Below are 21837 nucleotides of genomic sequence, written 5' to 3' on the forward strand. Positions count from 1 at the left end.
ATGCGTGGGGAATCGGCAATGTTATGATCGCCATCGGCTTCCTGCCGCTGCTTGGTCTGCTTGCCCTGCTTCTTCCCGGTGATGACAAACTGGACCAGTGGGCGAGGGATTAACTGTCTCCGCCAGGTCTCTGTAACCGATCAGGTTGTTTGTATGCTTTAAACATAGTTCTGGCCCTCATAAGACAGACGCCCAAATCATCCGCACCGTACGGATCGACTGGACGTCTGTCTTTTACATTTACATAAAACGGATATCTGCGTCTGTATCGCTAACCTTTCATTCCTCTTAGTGCTTTTGTTTTTGATAATCCCAGTCTATAGACATGATATACTAAACAAAATACAAGCCATAGTACGACCATGCCAGATACGAGCATACGAACAGGCTAGACCAAAGGAATGTGCGATATGTTGAAAATCCCAGGATATACGATCACCGGCATCGTCTATGAGGATTCATATATAACGGTGGCGTATGCCCGTTCCGAGCGAACCCGGAGAACGATGCTCCTGAAAATTGTAAAAGAAGGTAGCCGTACAACGATCGAGAATGCGAAGCTCATCCACGAATATCATTTCCTCAATGATTTGAATGTGGACGGGCTGTTCAAGCCTGTATCCTACTTATCGTTCAAGACAATGATCGTGTTGGAGTTTGAACCCATTCACGCTATAACCTTAAGGGAATATGTACGAATCCACGGCTCCTCACCCTCGGTATTAATTCCAATGCTTGAGCGTGCTGCCCGCAGGCTGCAGGATCTGCATACCCGCGACGTTCTGCATTTAAACATCAGGCCAGATACCCTTCTTGTTCAGGAAAGCACCCAGGACGTTTATTTAACGGGCTTCGGATACGCCGTTCGCCGGGATCAATTGAATTTACAGGGGCATGTCAGTCTGGAAGCCAATCCAATCTATATGTCTCCGGAACAAACTGGGAGAATGAGCCATCGCCTGGATGGCAGAGCCGATATGTACTCACTTGGCGTGACATTCTACGAGCTATTCGCTCATAGACTTCCCTTCACCGCGAACGGTGCACTTCCTTGGGCTCACGCCCATCTTACCATAAGGCCTGATCCCTTCCATGATATTCATCTGCCTCAATGGATATCAGAACTTATCCTGAACATGCTGGAAAAAGACCCCGATGACCGCTACCTCGACATGCGGAGCATTGCTGAGAAAATAGCCCGGCATCGATTAGCTGCTGAATCAGATCCGGATGCCAAGCGCTGCAGGTATGAAACCAGGCAAAATCCTTCCGTTTCCAATTCATTTCAGCAGCATGAAACACTCACTGATAAGGACGAGGGAGATAAGCCCTTCCAGGAAACCGTTCCCTCCATGTCGCTTTCGGGCCATATCGTCAACTATCCGCAAGTGTTGGATTTGGCCGCCATCATGCAGGCATCACATATTTTTAACTCGGAGATCGCAACGGAGCGAGTAGCTGAACGTTTCATGCAGCTCCTGGTCATGAACGCCGGCGCCCATCGCGGTCTGATGCTAATGTTGCAGGACGGCAAATGGTATGTAGAAGCTGCGGCAAAGATGGACGGCAGGCGATTGGCGGCTTCTTCTCAGCGAACTCTCCTGGAGGATGCCCATGGAGTCAGCCGGCGTTTGCTTATTCAGACAGCGGAATCCCAAGCTGCCCTTCACGGGCCGACTGCCACACCAGGGATGGTTGAGTTGAACTCAACTTCTTCCGCTCATTCGACAGAAGGTTCCGTGCTTTATTTTCCTATCGTTATTCAGGATCAATTGCTAGGAGTATTGTTTCTGCAAAATGAGATGAGCACAAAAGCATTTGCCCCCGATCGTTTTCATGTGTTGAGCACCATTGCCTCCCAAGCTCTATTTGCCATTCATGCGAAAGTCCGCTCCCATACCGAGCTGCCGCTTTCCGATCATGGCCTCCAATCGGCAAAAAAGCGTGCGGGAGGAGTGCATGATTTAACAGGACGGGAGAAGGAAGTGCTTCGCCTGATCTCGAAGGGGCTCTCGAATAAAGAAATCGCCGCGGCACTTACCATCACCAATGAGACAGTAAAGACCCACATCAAGAAAATCTTCGAAAAACTGAAGGTTGACCGAAGAGGAAAAGCCGCAGCCATCGCTAATACGCTCGGTTTGCTTCACGAGGACCATCCCTTTCCTGAGTAGCCCCTATCTCCAGAAGGGACTAAACGCCAGCTATAAGCTGCAATTCCATCGCCTCTACCCTTCTATTCCACGATCAGTATGTTTGGGAAGCATGTGAATGCTCTTATAATAGATCTAAAAAGCTTACTTAAGGAAGAGACCTTAAGTAAGCTTTTTCGTTTATATGCTCTGTTCAATCACATTTATAAGACGATGTATAACCGCTGCTATCTCTGCACGTGTTGCCAATCCTCGAGGCAAGAAGCTTCCTCCGGGGTACCCGTTCATCAGCTCGTTCCCAACCACGTCAGATACCTGTTGCTTTGCCCAGGCGGATATGGAGCCTTGGTCTTTGAAGGAAGTTAAGTTTGTACCGGAAACGCTGGAGGAAAGACTCACAAGCTGGCTCGAGTTGGCCAGCATGACAGCCATTTGCTCACGTGTGATCGGATCATCGGGGCCAAAAGCTCGGCTGCTGTACCCACCAATAATTCCATGGGCTAGAGCAGTACGAATCGCGTCGCCAGCCCAGTGATTTTTAATATCCTGGAATGTAGCGCTGTTTTGCCCCTTTAATCCCAGGCTCCGTATCAGCAGCGCGACAAATTCGGCCCGGGTCACCGGACGGTCTGGTTTGTAGCTTCCGTCAGGATAACCTTTTACCAGCTTCAGATCATATAGCGCCTGGATGTCAGACTCGGCCCAGTGTCCGGTAATGTCGGTAAGGGCTGGAGTCTGTTTGCTAGGGGGCGGTTGTGCAGCAGACGAACCGCCGCCATTTCCTGGGGTTGGCGTTGGGGTTGAAATCGATCCTGGAAGTCCTTCGTTCTTATCCCCCTTATCTACTGAAGAAGGATTCGGCTCGCTCCCGCCACTTCCCGGTGTAGGATCAGTCGGTCCTGTATCTCCACCACCTGGCCGAGGCGTAACGTTAACCGTTCGAACAACCTCTTCCGCCTCATTGCCGGCACGATCGGCTACCGAATAACGGAGCGTGTATTGTCCCGGTCTGGAAGTATCGACTTTACCTTCAACCTCGATGCGATCCGTTAGATCTCCGTCTAGATTGTCATTGGCCATGGCGCCCGGATCCGTATAGTCAGAACCTTGCACCAATGAGATTCGAGAATCGCCAAGCAGGGTAATTACCGGCTTTTCACGATCGATATTCGTGATTTCCACCAGTTTCACCGACTCATTGCCTGCATGATCCCGGACATAATAAGTAATCCAGCCATTGTCATGGACCTCCAGCCTATCACTCCAAGGCTCGCCACCACCGTGTGCGAAATAGAAAGCATCCTGTTGCCCGAAGGCAAGCTTACTCTCAACCAACGGATGCGGAGCATAGACCGAGGCGGTCACCGTGACGTCGGTTTGCGTCGGAACAGACGGTGACACCGCAACCTGAATGACTGGCACCTCTTTAAAAATGTTCATGACTTCAATGGTCTCAATTGTTTTGTTGCCCGCAGCACTCTCGGCGTATACGCTATACCATCCATTCAACTCCGCTTCGAAGGTTCCGTTAAAGTCGTTCCCTTCCGCTTCAAAATAGGACAACGACTTGATCCCCGGCGCCCACTTCGTAGACATAATCGGACTTAACGTACCGTAAACATCAGCCGTCACGGCCACGTTCTGGTTTGTCGGATCCTTGATAGAAGGCTGCAGGTAGATGATCGGTTCTTCCCTATCGATGTTGCTTACATGGAAGGATCTAACATCCCCGTTACCGGCAGCGTCTTTCGCATATACCGTGTATTCTCCGTTCGCATCCACCGTAAATACATCTTGGAACACGATGCCCCTTCCTTGCTCGAAGTAAACTTCGTCCTGCACACCGGCGCTCCATTTCATAAGTGAGATCACGCCGGAGTTATCCATGCCGGATACCCACACTTTGACATCCTGACTCGTCCACGTACTAGGCGTTAGCTTGGGCTCCGATATTATCGGTCTTTCGTTATCCATTCGGGTAACCTCAATGACGGCCACGGCATCGTAACCAGCATTGTCTTTGATATAAACGGTATACATTCCATTGCTGTCAACGGTAAAGCTGCTACCGGTAAACGGAGTGCCTTCATTCTTGAAATAATCGGAATCATGATGTCCGGTAGCCCATTTCTGCACCGCGATCCCGCTACCGTTGTCCGTTACATCGAGTTGTATTCGAACGGGGCTGTTCGCCCAATCGGGGTTGTCGAGTGACAGCCGGAGGTTTGGGCCGCTTTTATAAATATTGGTGATTTCTACAGTCTCGATCTGTTCGTTCCCGGCCTTGTCCTTGGCATAAACTGTGTATAGACCATTCTCTGAAACCGTAAAGCCTGTCCCTTGCAAGGTGTTCCCCTCTGCCGCAAAATAGGAGGCCGGCTGCTTGCCCACTGCCCATTTGACGATCTCGATGCCGCTTTCCTGATCGGAGGCGTCTACAGTAATAGCGATATCCGTCTGCGTCGGCTCTGTCGTGGATGGAGTCAACGAAATCGCAGGAGGGATGTCGTCCAGATTGTGAATCGTAATCTGCTCTGTTACCGGATTCCCCGCTTGATCCTCTGCATAGACGGTGTAAACCCCGTTATTTGTCACTGTAAAAGAATCGCTGAACATGGTTCCGGCGCCATTCTTGAAAAATGCCAAAGGCTGGCTGCCGGCAGCCCACTTCGTGAGCTTAACCCCGCTGAGATCATCTACGGTTGATGCGGTAATTTGGACAGACCCAGCTGTCCACCCCGTCGGCGATGACGTCAGACTAAGCGAAGGTGATACTCGATCAATGTTCCCGATTTCAATGAACTGCACCATTTCATTTCCTGCACGATCCTTTGCATACCAGGTATACCATCCGTTATTGAATGCGGTGAACATGATGCCCCCTTGCGGCAGATGGCCGTTATTATGGAAAAAGGACACTGTTTGGCGGCCTTCCGCCCATTTCTCAATCTGGATCCCGCTCCCCGTATCATATGCTCGTCCGTTAACAATGACGTTGCCCTGTGTCCATTCTGACGTAGATTGCGACATAGATACCGATGGCGGGCTATTGTCGAAAAATACGGAGCTTCCATCCGTGGTCGCCGATACGGTCATGGGAATCCCTTCGTCTTGGTATGCAATGCTGAAATTGATCTCCCCTTCCGGATGGCTAGCATCCAGCGTCATAGATGCCCTCCAATCGTTTCCGACAGCGTTCGGTATAGCGGTTGCTTGCATTTGCTGTCCAGCCAGTGTGACCCTCGGGGATTGGAGCGCTCGAAGCGAAGAAAAGGACAACGTAACCGTATCGCCTGCCCTTGCATAACTCGAATCTGCCGCATGGGACTGAATAGAAACGCTGCGGATGAGGTCGGCATTCAGGTTGTAACTCGCCCGGGAACGGCTGTAGTTCAACGATTTGTTTTCGCCAGCCCAGGTCGTCGTATAATAGCTTATTGTGGCCCATAACGCGTTGGCCGGCACCTCTGGACCGCTTAAAATATTGACACCGTCCACACTGTACGTATACTGCTGATTATCGATGGGTTGATTCTCAAAGAACGCTCCATCAAAGTTACTTAACGTCAGCCACCTCACATCGGCAGGCAGGTCATTCAACCCTCTAAGGTTCATCAATTTCTTCTCGGTTGTAATCCCGTCTCGGCTGTAATAAAGCTCCACCCCGTCAAAATTGATCGGCATGAACGTGACCCAGCGCGCGTTAGAAGGGACTTTATTAAAGTCGTCCAGAACCCTGACGGTGGTACCATCGCTATAGATAGAGTGGACTCCGGCAAATCCTCTTGGATCATAAGCGATGGTACCAATCGTCTCGGCCTGCACCTTGAATGCAGAGGCCCGATCTTTCACAGGAATGACCAGGCTGCCTAATAGAAGCGGAACGATCATGGCCACCACAATGAATGCTTTTGCTACACTGCGTTTAATGGTTATTTTCCTCCTTTTTCTAGTTAGTTAGGCATACAATTCAGTTAAATAGGAACGTATACTCAGATAAAATAGTAGCTTTTGACTGGGTAGATATACATCCCCCGTATGAGGGATCTTTGGCGAAAACGAAAAAAACTCGGGTAAACACCCGAGTCTTTCTTGAGCTTTCATACGGCCTTGTTTACTTCATCTTGCGGACCAGCTTAATAAACCAATACAAGAAGATCCATGGCAAAATATAGGTCGTTAACCATTCGACGATTCGCTGGATCGCACCGCCTTCCGTTCCTTCGGCAATACTTCCTAACACGGTGAAGATGATGAATAAAGGTACGATTGCTATGGTAAAATAAATGACGGCTTTTTGGGTTTTTATCTTTGTTCGCCTCCCGGTTGCTCATCCATTTCCTTTATATTACAAACGTTCATGCAGAACGCTGTCAAGAAAATAAAAAGGACTCGGCTGCTAACAGCCGAGTCCTCCATCGTTAAAGCTCTGTCTCTGCCTATCCTTGATTAGATTTTATTCAGATAATCCAGTAAACGGTACACAATCACGGATACCTGAGCCCGAGTGGAAGTCTCGCCCGGTGCGAAGCGGTTGCCGCTCACTCCCTTCACCAAACCTTCGTTTACGGCAAAGGCCACGGCCGCACGTGCATCCTCCGAAATCAGATTCGTATCGCTAAATGACAAGGATGCCGTTTCGGAATCCATCTTCAACGCTTCCGCAATCATGACTACCATGTCCTCGCGGGTCAGCGGATGCTTCGCCCCCGCTTCTTTGCTGCGTGTTTCCCAATCGATGCCTGTCTCGAAAATACGATCAAGCAGCGTCGCAAATTCAGCACGGGTTACCGCATTGTTCGGCGAGAACCGTCCTGCACCGGTACCGTTCGTGATATGCTGCGAGGCAGCAACCTCAATCTCATCCTTAGCCCAGTGGCTGACGATATCGTTAAAGGTCACGTTATTCTCGGCGGCTGCATAAGAACCCGGTCCGTTGATACGGAACGTGATCGATCCGCGCGCAGCCGATTGCAGCAATCCTGCGGATTGCAGGTCTCCTTTTTCCGACTGCAGGTAGGCACCTACTTTACGCGAATCCTTCACTTTTGTTGGGTCATAGTTCAATGTCAGCAAAAGCGGATGTTTAAACTTGTCCCCGTGTTTGACCGAAACGATCGGGGATACAGCGTTCAATCGGCCCGCCGCGGTTCCCCCTTTGCTTGCAGCTACAGAAACCGCTAAGCTGAATCCGCTGCTCGTTTTAAAATCATCCAAAGCATCAGCAGGAACTGTCAGGGAAAAGCCGTTACCTGCAATAACAAGCGGTTTGCCGGATGCTTTCAGTTTATCCACGGCAGCCTTACCGAGGGTAAGGGCTACATCGCTATATTTGCTGAAATCCAGCTTTGATACATCCAGCTTCACTTCTTTGCCGTCTCCGGTAATTCCTGCTGCAACAGCAGTTTCAGACAGAGCGGCCGTTGCAGACTCAGTACCATCCGCATTTTTCTTCGTGGTTACTTTGGCATCACCTGATACTTCGGGTGCCGGAGTGGACGGAGTTCCTGTGGAACCGCCACCGGATGACGAGCCTCCTCCACCTCCGCCGCCGGATCCGCCGCCTGGGTTACCTGGATCCGGGTTGCCTGGTCCAGGCGCTCCCGTCAGCTGCAAAGATACGGAGGCTTTTCCCTGAAGTCCTTGATGGTCTTTGACGGAAAGCTCGACAGTGTAGTTGCCAGAAGACAATCCATCTAATGCAATGTTAAAGGCACCATCCTGCTCGACATCAAATCTGCCTTCTTTCGCTATTGTTTTATTGGCTCTCTTAATCACATAAGTGGCATTCAACCAGTCGCTGACGTCAAAATCAATGGCCCATTCATCCCACAACGCCGGAACAGCCGTTACATAGAGGTCATCGATCGTGCCGGTTAATGCAGGATTGTTCTTGCCGGAAATTTTGACATCGAGCTCGGTTTTAATCTCAGGCGCCGTTCTCTTCATGAAGAATGGAATTGTCGCATAATCGGAATACACGATTCCATCCGTACCGAGGGATAGAAGCTCAACCGAGTATAGACCATCCTGAACCTCTACCTCTTTCCCAGTCGCATAATCGGCATACTTCCCGTTCCAGCCGATCGTAAATGAGGTGTTCGCATTAAAAAAGGCTTCTCCACCAAATATTTGGCCGAGAATTCCGTCGCCGTCAACACCCGCTTCTGGATTAAGGCTATCATACAAGTCCATGATAACGATCTGCATCGGATTGTAAAATTCGAAAGCCAGGTTGAGCTTGCCCAATTCACCCGTCTCGGTTAACGGAACATGCGGTAAGTAGTTCTCGGTATCACTGTAGGCTTTCGTATACTTCACGCCGGTGATCTCAAGATTAAAGTACGCAACATACGGAACCGAATAAGTCCGGGTTCCATTCGTAAAGGTGATATAGCCTTGCTGTTCCGATACGCCCTCTATCCCTTCCGGCACTTGAAGAGTTACCGTAAGTTCTTCTTGACCGTTGAGGGTGAAGGTGCTTTTATCCGTTTCAACACTTACTCCAGGCGTAACCTGCGTGTTATTGATTCCCACGTTGAATGTTCCGCCCGAATTCCCAATACTCTCTACCTTTATTTTTTTCTGAACGGTCTTTGCAGCTTTGCCGGTAAAGTTACCAAAATTAATGCTTCCGGTAATGTTATCCTTTTGATTGGCTGATCCGTTCTCCTGATACGAAGTCTTGTCCAGAACCTTCACCAGAGCCTCTGCCTGGATCGTATTGAGTGCTTGTACGCGCCCGGCCCCTTGATCCGTTACGTCGTAAGACTCGGTATTTAGTACTTTGGCGTTGTTCATCAGTGCGACTTTGACATCGAATGGAGTCCAATCGTTGTGTTTCTCCAAAATGAGAGCTGCAAGCCCTGCCACATGCGGGGATGCCATACTAGTACCTGTTAAACGATCATAGGATTGACTGTAATCTGCTTCTGGAATGTCCCTTCCGTATGCCGGAACGGATGACAAAATGCTTGTTCCCGGTGCAACCACGTCAGGCTTGATGTCCAGCGTCTTTTTAGCCGGTCCTCTGGAGCTGGAATCATTAATCTCATCGCCTGCGGTTCGGTTTTTAATAAAATCCGAAAACTTCACTTTCAGATCCGGGTTGGCATCGAGCAGCGATTTGATATAATCGCCGTCTTCTTTACTCATACTAAAGGTTGGAATGAAGGAGAAGCTGTCCCCAAGCAAGACGCCGATTGGGCCAGGGTTCTGGTTGAATACGATGACACCCGTCGCGCCTGCTGCTTTCGCATTGGCAATCTTATCGACAAAGGCGAGTTCGCCGCGTTTAATCAAAGCGATTTTACCTGCTACGTCTTTATCTGCGAAGTCCTCTGGCTTACCCAGATCCGCATAAAAAAGTCCAAAATCTCCATCAAGGACGACTTCTGGGTCCTCAGCCAGGTTCCAAGCCATTAATTCAAGCTTATACGTAGCATCTACCACAGTAATCGGAGTGACATCATCTGCCGGAGGCACTTCATCAGTGACGGGCTCCTCTTCTGCACCATCTCCCGATTGAACTGGATTGGAATCCTGCTCCGTATCGACGGAAGCTGCAGTTCCATCCATAGCGGCCGTGTCATCAGTCAATGCAGCCTGGGCAGATTTATCGATTGGTGCAACATCTTCAGTCGATGTTGGCCCAGCCGCTTCGTCTGCCTGTGCTCCTAAATCCTTCTTCACTTCAGGCGTCACGGGTTGTGTTGGCTCCGCTCCAGGTTCCAACGTGCCCTCATTGGTTTTAGTTGGGCCTTCTGGCATTTCCCCATCCGTGAAAAAGTGCGATGTTGCCGCAATTTCGTCACTTGGACCTGTAGAGTTTCCTACTGTTATCGGAAAAGCCGCCGCCCCCGGTGATCCAACCGTCCAGCGGTTTGGCCCTGTATTTCCGCTTGCAACGACTGGCGTGACACCAGCCAGCGCAGCATTGTTAAGTGCTACGGATGTTACATAATCCGGGTCATTGCGGGAATTACCAAGCGAGAGGTTGATTACATCCATCCCATCCTGCACGGAGCGGTCAATACCTCCAAGCACCCAGCTGGAATAGCCGCTTCCGTAGGGCCCAAGAACGCGGTAAGCATAGATATCCGCGCCCGGCGCAATGCCTACGACTCCATATTCGCCGACATCGCGGGCTCCGATGGTACCCGCTACGTGCGTTCCATGATCCGTCCAATACGTACTTCCCCTGTCATCGACCTCTGGGGGATTAGAAGGGTCATTTTCCCAGTCGACTGGAGTAGTCTCATATGGATCATTATCATTGTCAACGAAGTCATATCCGCCCTTATAAGCATCTTTCAGGACAGGGTGAACATAATCAATACCTGTATCAATAACGCCGACTTTAATGCCTTTACCTGTATATCCGAGATCCCATACTTCCGGAGCACCGATGAATGGCCCCGTATCTTTCATATATGGATTCACTTCGCCCTTCGGTCCAACCGTTACCTCCAGATCGGGATAAACGCCTAAAACGCCTGGAATATCAAGCAGCGCTTCAACCTTGCTGCCATCGATCTCCATGGACACCCCATTGAATGCGTAACTGTATTGGTTCGAAATTTCGTGTGATATATTCTTCGTGTCCAGACTGCGAATAAAAGTCTGCTGCTCCAATTGTACCTGGGCTTCGACCTTCGCCTCTGCCGAAGAACTAAAAGATTGGCCCTGAATGGAGGATAGGCCCTTTGCCAAAGCCACTGGCTCAGTAGATAACTCTACGATGACTCTTGCTGGACCCCCAGCAGACTTCTGTAGACTTTGATCAAGCTTGGGAAACTCCGCTAGCTTTGCTCTCTGTTTTAGAATATCCTTTAACTGCCTTGCTTCATCGGCACTGAGCTGATTGCCCAGTTCGATCTGCCGTTCTGCCGGAGCGGCCCCAGCCGCTGGTGCAATCAATGATAGCATCAATATAAAACTTAGTAGTGCGGACCATAACTTTTTACTCAAGGCTTTGCCCCTCCCAAAAAATTAGATTTCTCAATCAATTCAGGGTCTGGGATGTCATCAGCATAACTGTGCTGCCTATCGATGGTATCCACTCCTTTCCGCATAAGACTGACCCGTGGTAAATTATTCGAGAATCTGAAATTAGATTCCTTCATCCTTTTCTGTATGTTTTTGTTAAATCCAGTCGATTGTATAGGAGGTTTTGACGAATGCCAGGAAACATCATAAATTCAAGGGAATTAAGGCTTACATAGGAGGTAAGGGGGGAGAAATGAAATCGAGGAAAAAGAAAAACCGAGACTATGAAATAGCCTCGGTTTCTAAGCGGTGCAACTGATTCTGCAAGATATATCCAGTCAATCCTATGATTCGTTCAGCAACCGCACAAACTCTTCTTCATCCTCCAGGATGTCGATGCCGAGCTGCTGGGCTTTGGTCAGCTTGCTGCCGGCTTTTTCGCCTGCAATGAGGAGGTCGGTTTTCTTGGACACGCTGCCGGTGACTTTGGCACCGAGCGCTTCCAAGCGTTCCGTTGCCTCTTCACGGGTCAGCAGATGGAGGGTCCCTGTCAGCACGACCGTCTTGCCGCTGAAATAGGAATCGGTGCTAACTGGCTTCGGTGCTTCCGGCGCTTTCGCCTGGACACCCAGCGAAAGCATCTTCTGAATGCTCGCTTGCGCAAACGGATCCGCGAAGTATCCAGCGATACTTTCGGCCACGATGCCGCCTACGTCCGGCAGCTCGACCAATTCTTCTGCGGTTGCCACCATCACGCGGTGCAGATCACGGTAGTGATCGGCCAGCATTTTGGTTGTAGATTTGCCGGTATTCGGAATACCCAGTGCAAAGAGGAAAGATGCAAGATCCCGCTCCTTGCTTTTCTCGATGGCATCCAGCAGATTCTGGGCTTTTTTCTCACCGAAGCGCTCGAGCTTCAGCAAACTATCAAAAGATAACGTATAAAGATCTGCCGGTTCTCTCACACCCAGTTCGTCGTATAACTGGATCGCAGTCTTGTCGCTAAACGTTTCAATGTCCATGGCATCCCTGGAAGCAAAATGCGTGATGCGGGCCACGATTTGCGGCTTGCACCCGGTCTTGTTGTTGCAGAAGAGATGAGCGCCGCGCTGCTCCAACGGGAAACCGCAGGATGGGCATTGATCCGGGAACAATATCTCTTCCCCATCCTGCTCCTCCGTTACTTTGCCAAGGATCTCGGGAATGACGTCATTCGAACGGCGAATAAAGACCCGCGAGCCCAGGGCGAACTTGAGGTTCTTGCGCTCAATATCCCCGATATTGTTCAGCGTACAATTTTGCACGGTGACTCCGGCAAGCTCAACGGGCTCTACACGCGCTAATGGTGTGATTTTTCCGGTCCGCCCCACATTCCAGCTAACCGACTGCAGCACGGTCGTGGTTTCTTCCGCTTCGAATTTGTAAGCGACTGCCCAGCGCGGGAACTTGTCGGTATAACCAAGAGCTTCGCGAATACGGAAGTCGGTCACCTTCACAACCGCCCCATCAATGAGATAATCGAGCTCGGAACGGCGTTTCTCGATATCGGCCAATTGCTCCATTACATCATCAAACTGCTCAAAATAGAAAATGTACGGATTGACCTTAAGCCGGTTCTCACGGAGGAAATCCATCATTTCCTTGTGATCGGCAAAGGTGATTCCATCCGAATAACCTACATTATAGAAGTAGGCGTTCAGCTTACGCTCGGCCGTCACCTTCGGATTGAGGTTGCGGAGCGCCCCTGCGGCGGCATTACGCGCGTTCTTGAGCGGCTCGGCCGCGGTTTGATTGTATTTGTCCAACACGGACAGGTTCATGATGCCTTCGCCCTGCACTTCAATCGTGCCTTCCGTGTACGGGATCGTCATCGGTACCGATTTGATGGTTTTCACCTGAGCCAAAATGCCCTCGCCAACCGCACCGTTGCCCCGTGTCGACGCTTGAACCAGCTTACCATCCTGATAAGTCAGATTCAGCGTCAACCCGTCAAACTTCAGCTCCAGTGCATAACAAGGAGTAGGCAGAGGATTGCCGGGATTCTTCGTATTGTAGTCAGTGACCAGCCTGACGACGCGATCATGCCAGGTACGGAGCTGCTCGATGTTCTGAGCCTTATCAAGGCTCCATAACGGAGCCAAATGGCGATGCGGGGCAAAACCTTTCAGAATCTCCCCACCCACCCGCTGGGTCGGAGAATCCGGAAGCGTCACTCCGGTCTCCGCCTCCAACGCTACCAGCTGGTCGTACAGGGCGTCATACTCCTTGTCACTTACAAGCGGCTGATCCAGCGTGTAGTAATGGTAATTGTAATTGTTCAGCTCCGCAATGAGCTTCTCCATCTTTTCCTTGAAATCCATGCAGGGGCAATCCTCCTTCAATAATATAAGTTGTAACCCTTATTCCACCTTCGTAATCGGCGCGAAGCCGGCAAGTAGACGTTTCACACCCACAGGCGCCGGGAATGCAATCTGCAATTCCATGTCATTGCCGCTGCCTTTGACCGCTACAATCGTACCGGTTCCCCATTTGCCATGGGCTACTTTGTCACCAGCTTTAAAATCGCCGTTGTCCGAAGAAGCTGCCGAACGGGATGGCGCACCGGTTGTCATGGTCACCCGGCTCTTCGGTGCGGCTTGGGCGGAAGCTGTCGATCCGCTAAGGGAGAGGTCCACGTTGCGTCCACCGCCGAAGTTGCTTCCTCCACCGCCGCCGAAGCCGCGTCCAGCGTAAGATCCGCCCACATTGCTACCGCCGCCGCGGCGGTATCGGTCATTCGCCATCTGGGTGTCTTCCTTCAGCTCTTCCGGGATTTCCTCCAAGAATCGCGATGGCGGGTTCGCCGTCGTACGGCCAAATAGCGTACGCATGCGCGCACACGATAGGAACAGCTGCTTCTCCGCACGTGTGATACCGACATAGGCAAGTCGGCGCTCCTCTTCCAGCTCTTCGTTATCCATAAAGGCACGGCTGTGCGGGAATACCCCTTCCTCCATGCCGATGATAAACACCACCGGGAACTCCAAACCTTTGGCGCTGTGCATCGTCATGAGCACGACAGCGTCGTCGCGGTCTTCTTCGTCATCATTCATCGAGTCGATGTCCGCAATCAAAGCAAGATCTGTTAGGAAGGAGATGAGCGACTTATCCTCGTTGTTCTTCTCGAACTCTTGCGTCACCGACAGGAACTCGTCGATGTTCTCAAGGCGGGATCTGGATTCGATCGTATTCTCGTTTTGCAGCTCGAGGCGGTATTCGGACATTTCCAATATTTTTTCAGTAAGCTCGGTGACCGACAGAAACTCGACCATTCGGCTGAGCGCGGCAATCATGTCGTAGAAGCCCACTAGCGCATTGCGCGTCCGTCCGGCAAAGCCAAGATCGTCAACGATTTCTAGCACGCGGAAGATCGAGATGCCCCGCTCTGCGGCTGCAGCAGCCAGCTTCCCGACAGTTGTGTCGCCGATGCTTCTTTTTGGCACATTAATGATCCGCGTTAAACTGATATCGTCATCCGGGTTGGAGATCAGGCGAAGGTAAGCAAGCATGTCCTTAATCTCTTTGCGATCATAGAACTTGATGCCCCCGACGATCTGGTACGGGATGTCCGACTTGATCAGAATTTCCTCGATAACCCGGGACTGCGCATTGGTCCGATACAGAATCGCGTGGTCCTGATAACTCTTGCCGGCGTTAATGCTCTTGCTAATTTCCGAGGTAACAAAATACCCCTCATCATGCTCCGTATCCCCGCGGAACACCTTGATCTTCGGTCCTTCACCTTGCTCGGTCCACAGATTCTTTGGCTTGCGGCCAGTGTTCAGGCCAATGACATTGTTGGCAGCGTTCAAAATGTTCGCTGTAGAACGGTAATTCTGCTCGAGCAGAATCGTACGCGCCTCAGGGTAATCCTGCTCAAAATTCAGGATGTTCGTAATATCCGCACCACGCCAGCGGTAGATCGATTGATCGCTGTCCCCGACAACGCAGATGCGGTGATGGCTATCCGCCAGCATCCGGCAGAGCATGTACTGCGCCCGGTTGGTATCCTGATATTCATCCACGTGAATGTACTGGAATTTGCGCTGGTAGAAATCGAGAACCTCCGGCACTTCCTTAAACAGCTGAATCGTGGTCATGATCAGATCGTCAAAATCAAGCGAATTGTTGCTTTTCAAGCGCTTCTGGTATTCGGTATATACCTTGGCTACAAGGGATTCAAAATAGTCTCCGGCTTTCTGTTCATACTGCTGCGGGGATATCAGCTCATTCTTAGCGGCGCTCATGGCCCCTTGAATCGCCTTCGGCTCAAATTTCTTCGTATCGATATTGTGATGCTTCATTACGTTCCGAATAACCGACAGCTGATCCGTCGAGTCCAAAATACTGAAATTCGAGGTGAAACCAATCCGTTCAATGTCTCTACGCAAAATCCGCACGCACATCGAGTGGAACGTCGATACCCAGATGTCCTGACCTTCGCGGCCAACCAGCTTGGATACCCGCTCCTGCATCTCGCGGGCTGCTTTATTCGTAAATGTAATCGCAAGGATGCTCCATGGTGCGGCTTTGCGAGTGGCGATCAAGTAACCGATCCGGTGCGTCAGCACCCGCGTCTTGCCGGAGCCGGCACCCGCCATAATGAGCAGCGGTCCGTCGGTTGCTTCAACGGCTTGACGCTGCTGTGGATTCAGACGGCTGACGGCGTCGTGTATATCAATGGAATGCATAGTGTTGCCTCCTAATAGGTGTAGATTTGATAAGGGAGAAACTTGTGTAAAGATGATAATCGAAAAAATGGGATAGAGTCTGGCAGATAGATAAAATTTAAAGAGAATAAATATGAATATAGATTACAATGTATCTGTATCTAATACACTGTGAGTTCTGCGTTGCTTGACTTGATGAATTACAATATTTAAATGAAATAAATACAAAATACATGCTTAACCGCCCCAAGGCAGATGGAAAAGACACACTATTAGAACCTGAGGTTACCGTAACGCGTCTCAATATTTTTTAGCGGATCTTATAACCGAGACCAGTCAGCCCTTCACGGCCTTGACCGTCTCGAGCGCCTGCTCCAGATGATCATACACAACGTTGCCAACAACGATCGTATCCGAGATAGCTGCTGCCTCCGACGCCTGCTGGGCGTTCGTTATTCCGCCACCGTAGAACAAACGAGCGTTATCCAGCGATCTGCGCACTGTCCGGACAGTTTCCATATCCCCAAAGGCACCGCTGTATTCCAAATACACAATCGGAAGATTCATCAGCTTGTCCGCAATCTGCGCATAAGCAGCGGCTCCGCTGGCATCAATCGAAGTCTCTGCTCCGGTCAGCTTCGCCACCGCAGCGTTCTCATTCAACACGATATACCCCTCGGTTACAACCAGATCCCACGGTATCATATACCCGTAGCGTTCGATTCCTTCGTGATGCCGGCCCATGATCCACGTTGGATCCTGCGTATTCATGACCATCGGAACCATATATAGATCAAATCCGGGTACAACGGCTTCCAGATCGGATACTTCCTGCACACACGGCAGCTCGTAACGTCGAACTCGGGACAGCAGATCCACTGTATTTTCATAAGTGACTCCGGTTGAGCCTCCGACCATAATGGCATCGGTTCCTGACAAACATACCGCATCAAGGGTCTCGTCATCGATCTCCTTGTCAGGGTCCAGCTTAAACACATGCCTCCAGGATTGTATCATCTCTTTCAAGCGTCATTCCTCCACGTTCACGAGTTACTATTATACTAAAATAAGTCTATGCTAGCACGGTAAGCAAGTCAATTTATGTTCGCATAAAATACGAACATTTTTTTGGTAATTGTGATTTATAAGTTCAGTCGATATCCGAACCGCGCCGCTGAAAAGGGATTAGGGCTGATACTCCGCTAAGAAAAGCGTCTACCGACGTCTAATCCCAAACCGCATGACGCACCACCCCAGACCGCATTAAGATGGTGGGTTTCTTGGGATATCAGGTAGGCCATGCTTCGAAACTTGTACTTTCTCATATTATGAAAAAGCCCGCGTCTTCTTTTGGAGACAACGGACTTCGATGTTCAGCATCACTTTATATGAAGAATAGCCTATTCCATAGAGGGGCCATGCAACATGAAGTAAGCCATGCAAGGCACCCTCTATGCCAGTCACTTTTTAATCGTATATCTCAAACTGTTCTGCTCCAATTCCGGCTCTGTCAGCAGGTCTGAATAAACGCCGTACACGCCCCATTTTTCATAATTGTTCACGGTCGTGGTGTCATTAATGGTGTGGACATAGGTCACGGCACCCGCTTGCCTCAGCTTGGCTACAAAATTCGGGCTGACCTTGTACTCCGGCATGGTAACGGCGTCAATGTTGTTCTCCTGCACGAAAGCCGTGATCTCGGCAGGTGAATCCTGCGTGGCATACAGCGTATAGATAATTGACTCAAACGGATAGATGTCCAGAACCATATCGAGCATGGGCTCATTATAAATTTGGATGACCACCCGATCCAGAAGTTCCGGGTCCCGCTCATTAGCAGCGTTTACAATCTCCGTGAACAGGTATTGAATATCCTGATCCTCCTGCTCCTTCGTGTCTGTCACGATGTAGATATCGGGATGACGCTCCATCATATCCATTATCCCCTCAATATCCATCGGTTGGTATTGCTCCAAAATCGGTGTATTAATGAATTCCTCATGGCTCAGACGGGCTGCCTGCTTATCGTCCGGGAGTTTTTCCTTCTGGCCTAGCTGCTGTGTCATGCTCTCCGTCCACTCATGCCTGGCGACGACTTTACGGTCCTCCGTCAGCATCAAATCAATCTCGAATACCCGAGTGCCTTTCTCGTAGTTAACGACCATGGCTTCATAAGCGTTCGTATAGGGCTGTTCACCTATACTCCCCATGGCGTGCGCAATCAGGCGATAGGCCGCGAATCCTTGCGGTTCTTCCTCATCCATCTCAAGATGAGTCTGAAGCAGTATCATAATGGCGGAAAATAATAGAAGGACAGCTGCGATCCGTTTCATGGTATCCCCACCCTTTGCATCGTTCATCGCTGTTGCTAGGTAAATACCCGGTTGAAGGGTGGGCCAAACAAAAAACCGCCACTCGGCTGCTGCCAAATGACGGAATGATTTTATGGATACTGCTGATCACTAGCTCTTCGCCTTCAAAAGATGAATATACCATTTCAAACCCGCATTATGGTTAAACACGCTGACTTTATCCACGACATCAAATAATCCGCAGCTTTCAATCTCGCCAATCTTATGCTCTACCATGAGATAATCAGGATCTTTGGTATTCTTGTGAGAATAAAGGGAAGAGATGATGACTCCATCCGGGGTCAGGTAACGCGCATATTCTAGCAGTTTGTTCGGGGTGTTTGGCACGTACTGCAATGACTCATTAAACACAATGACGTTGTAACGCTTATGAGGGACATAGTGATTGATGTCCGCGCGCTGGAATAGGTTCCTTGATGTTTTGCTGGATGCGATTTTGATCGCTTCTTCGGACAGGTCGACACCCGTGTAATTCAACTGTTCAACATCAAGGAGCATGTCATACAATATCCCGGCCCCGCATCCCATATCCAAAATGCCCTCGTCCCCAATAAACTTTCTTATGTAACCGTACACGACCGAGTATCTGGCATATTCCGTGATGTCCGATAAATAATCCCACAGGTTGGATCGGTACTCTTCGTCCCATTGCTGTTGACTGCTTTCGATGAAATCCTGAACCTTCGCGTGTTCCATTTCAATTCCTCCCCATATTGGATGTTAACTCCCATCTGGCAAATGAAGTGACAACATGAAAACAAGGTCATTTGAAAAACATTAGCTTAGCGCTCACAAAGAAAATCAAGAATTGGATCATCCTTGCGTACTAACGATCCTACATATGGACCACGAAAGACATTGGCGAGTCTCTTATTTCATTATAATAGTATTATAGTTATATATTGTAAATGTATCCGATTGACTATTGTCCGATGTGATGCCCATGCATGTCTATAGCCTGATGAATGGATCAAATGTCCGAAATTAATTCTCTGATACGCCACAGCCTTACAAGAAGCGACAGCATTCGATATCTTTCTGCATGAGTCGGGACCTGGGGAGCATATAAGCATCTGGGACAGGTACGCAAACAAAAAAACGCCATCTGGCTCATGCCAAATGACGTTCGCATCGATTATGATCAGTATGCGTTCTTGAATCCATTGCGGATTGTGCGCAGAATAATTTTGATATCAAACAGAATGGACCAATTCTCGATGTAGAAAATATCGTGCTTGATCCGCTCCTCAATCGAAGTGTCTCCGCGCAGACCATTGCTCTGCGCCCATCCCGTGATGCCCGGGCGCACGTGGTGTTTCACCATGTACTTTGGAATTTCCTCTTTGAATTGTTCAACATAATAAGGGCGCTCCGGCCTAGGGCCTACTACGCTCATATGACCGAACAGGACATTGAAAAACTGAGGCAGCTCATCCAGACTGGTCTTCCGAAGAAAAGAGCCGAACTTGGTGCGGCGCGGATCATTTTCCACGGTCCAGCCCGTATCCGATGCCCCCTCTGGCAGTGGCTTCATAGAGCGGAATTTATACATATAAAAGTTTCTGCGGTTCAGCCCGACCCGCTCCTGCTTGAAAATGACAGGGCCTCGGGAGGTCAATCGGATACCCAGGTAAATCCCGATCATCACCGGCAAGGTAAGGATAATTGCCACTAACGAGAATACGATATCAAACGCTCGCTTAAACAGCCGGTTTGCCGCTAGATCCAGCGGGATATCGCGCACGTTGATCATCGGCATACCCGCAAAGTTATCAAACACCGGCCGTGCCGGGAGGTAATCGAAAAAGTCCGGGATAATCAGCGTCCGAACCCCGGCTTTTTCACAAGCGGCAATGATCTCCGGGTACTTGTGGTGCGCATTAAGCGGAAGTGCTAGTACGACCTCATCGACGAGATTTTCATTCAGCACCTTATGTAGATCGCTGACCGACCCGAGAATAGGTTTAAGCCGTCTGTCTTCGATCTCGTCCCACTGCTGGTAATCATCCAGGAAACCGATGACTTCATACCCGAGCTCCGGGTATTGCTTCAGATTTTTGAAGAAGCGCTTGCCGAGCGTACCTGCTCCCACGATGAGCACGAATTGGCGATTATATCCTTTTTCCCGAAAATGTTTTAGGGATTTTTTTAGGAAATAACGGTATAGAATAATGAAGGCTACGTTTAGAATCATGTAGATGGCGAGATACCAACGTGAGATATTCACCTCTTTAACAAAGAACATGATACTCAAGAGGACGAACATACCGATGAAATGAGCCTGAAAGATCTTCATGAACTCGTCGGCAAAGCGCTTTTTCCGCTTCGGCGAGTACAAGGTAATCATGATCCCGACAACCACGGCAACCGCGCCGTAAACTAGACTCCACAAAGTATAGGTTTCTAGAGGGAGCGGCTCTTCGTACGGAAACCAGCTGCTCTCAAACTTGATCCACCATGCAATCAAGAATGCCAGTTGGATAAAAGCAAAATCGGTAATCATATATAATTTGGTCAAAAACCCCTGATTCTGGCGGATCATGATTTCACCTCCACTCCACCTGAAGATTGCGTTATGGTTGCTGGACGAATAGGCTTAAGCCGGTTCATAAGCAAGGATAGGAGCAATTTCAGACCAACGCCTGCATAGACGGCTCCATTAACGAATATGTTGTATTTCTGCCGGTAATGCTTCCGATGAAAAAGAATCATCGCCCGATGGAACTCATAAATGATCTTGAACGGCCTGCGCCGGGCGCTGCCGCCTTTATAATGGATAATCTTGGTCCGAGGATAATAGTGAATTCCCCATCCCGCCTGCTTGATGCGATAGCACCAGTCGATGTCTTCCCCGTACATAAAAAAGGTTTCATCCAGCCCGCCTACCTGCTCAATCGTCTCGCGACGTACCAGCATGAACGCACCAACCAAACAATCCACCGGATACTCTACGTCCGGATTCAAATATCCTAATTGATACTGGTTGAACTCCGGCTTGTTCGGGAACAGCTTGCTGAGCCCAAAGGCATAGTAAAAAGAAGCCGAAGGCGTAGGAAACCCTCTTTTACAGGCCTTATCCAGCGAACCGTCCGGGAGGACGATTTTACAGCCAGAAGCACCAATGATCGGGTTATAGTCCATAAAAGCGACCATCGTCTCAATCGTATCCTGCTGGATAATCGTGTCGGAATTTAGCAGCAGCATATAGCGACCTTCCGCAACTTCCATCCCCTGATTGTTGGCTTTGGCAAAGCCGGTATTCTCCGTGTTCTCGATCAGCTTGACCTGCGGGAATAACTCTCGGATGGTCTGAACCGAGTCGTCCTTCGAGTTGTTATCTATCAAAATGACTTCGTATGTATAGTCCGTCTCTGATGCAAACACGGATCGCAAACAGTCCACCGTCAGCTGACAGGTATTGTAGTTCACGATTAAAATGCTTAAATCCATTGCATAACGTCTCCTGACAAATATAGTAATCTATCGACATTATAGCATAAATGTAACCGTAGATAATCGTATAACATCGATTCTATAGGTTTTCGCGCTTTCTCCTCCAATTTATATTAATTCAATCGCTTAACATAGTAAGCGGTCGATTAACGGTAACTGGTT

General features: G+C 49.6%; 11 protein-coding genes (1 of these 11 running past the window's edge). 2 read left to right on the plus strand and 9 right to left on the minus strand.

All coding sequences use genetic code 11. The annotated features are described in order from the left end of the window. On the plus strand, positions 1-113 hold the final stretch of the coding sequence (locus NYE54_RS30875) for an MFS transporter (RefSeq protein ID WP_076326485.1). It extends 1144 nt beyond the left edge of the window; 113 of the gene's 1257 nt are visible here — the last part of the coding sequence; its start codon lies off the left edge, out of view; it ends in the stop codon at positions 111-113. Positions 114-410: 297 nt separating this feature from the next. Further along, entirely contained in the window at positions 411-2174 is a 1764-nt protein-coding gene (locus tag NYE54_RS30880; RefSeq protein ID WP_339268360.1) for a LuxR C-terminal-related transcriptional regulator, read from the plus strand. A 159-nt stretch (positions 2175-2333) separates the two neighbouring features. On the opposite strand, the gene NYE54_RS30885 is transcribed toward NYE54_RS30880, so the two are convergent. The 9 genes from NYE54_RS30885 to NYE54_RS30925 form a co-directional block, all read right to left on the minus strand. Further along, positions 2334-6044, minus strand: a complete 3711-nt coding sequence (locus tag NYE54_RS30885; protein WP_339268362.1) for an S-layer homology domain-containing protein — start codon at positions 6042-6044, stop codon at positions 2334-2336. Positions 6045-6602: 558 nt separating this feature from the next. After that, on the minus strand, positions 6603-11123 hold the full coding sequence (locus NYE54_RS30890; RefSeq protein WP_339268364.1) for a S8 family serine peptidase: 4521 nt from the start codon (positions 11121-11123) through the stop codon (positions 6603-6605). Positions 11124-11485: 362 nt separating this feature from the next. Then, positions 11486-13501, minus strand: a complete 2016-nt coding sequence (gene ligA, locus NYE54_RS30895) for an NAD-dependent DNA ligase LigA (protein ID WP_339268366.1) — start codon at positions 13499-13501, stop codon at positions 11486-11488. Between the two features lie 39 nt (positions 13502-13540). Next, positions 13541-15871 (minus strand): DNA helicase PcrA, encoded by a 2331-nt coding sequence (gene pcrA / locus NYE54_RS30900; RefSeq protein WP_339268368.1) that lies wholly within the window; start codon positions 15869-15871, stop codon positions 13541-13543. A gap of 315 nt (positions 15872-16186) precedes the next feature. Further along, positions 16187-16876, minus strand: a complete 690-nt coding sequence (locus NYE54_RS30905; protein WP_339268369.1) for a heptaprenylglyceryl phosphate synthase — start codon at positions 16874-16876, stop codon at positions 16187-16189. A gap of 434 nt (positions 16877-17310) precedes the next feature. Then, entirely contained in the window at positions 17311-18183 is an 873-nt protein-coding gene (locus tag NYE54_RS30910) for a phosphatidylinositol-specific phospholipase C/glycerophosphodiester phosphodiesterase family protein (RefSeq protein WP_076326479.1), read from the minus strand. A gap of 129 nt (positions 18184-18312) precedes the next feature. Beyond that, positions 18313-18918, minus strand: a complete 606-nt coding sequence (locus NYE54_RS30915; protein ID WP_339268371.1) for a methyltransferase domain-containing protein — start codon at positions 18916-18918, stop codon at positions 18313-18315. A gap of 445 nt (positions 18919-19363) precedes the next feature. Next, positions 19364-20764, minus strand: coding sequence for an undecaprenyl-phosphate glucose phosphotransferase (locus NYE54_RS30920; protein WP_339268373.1), 1401 nt, complete (start codon positions 20762-20764; stop codon positions 19364-19366). Then, a complete protein-coding gene (locus NYE54_RS30925) occupies positions 20761-21672 on the minus strand; it encodes a glycosyltransferase family 2 protein (protein WP_213646960.1) in 912 nt (303 codons plus the stop codon). The genes NYE54_RS30920 and NYE54_RS30925 overlap by 4 nt, the downstream gene beginning before the upstream one ends. Between the last annotated feature and the right edge of the window lie 165 nt (positions 21673-21837).

The organism is Paenibacillus sp. FSL K6-1330, assembly GCF_037976825.1.
Classification (GTDB): domain Bacteria; phylum Bacillota; class Bacilli; order Paenibacillales; family Paenibacillaceae; genus Paenibacillus_AQ.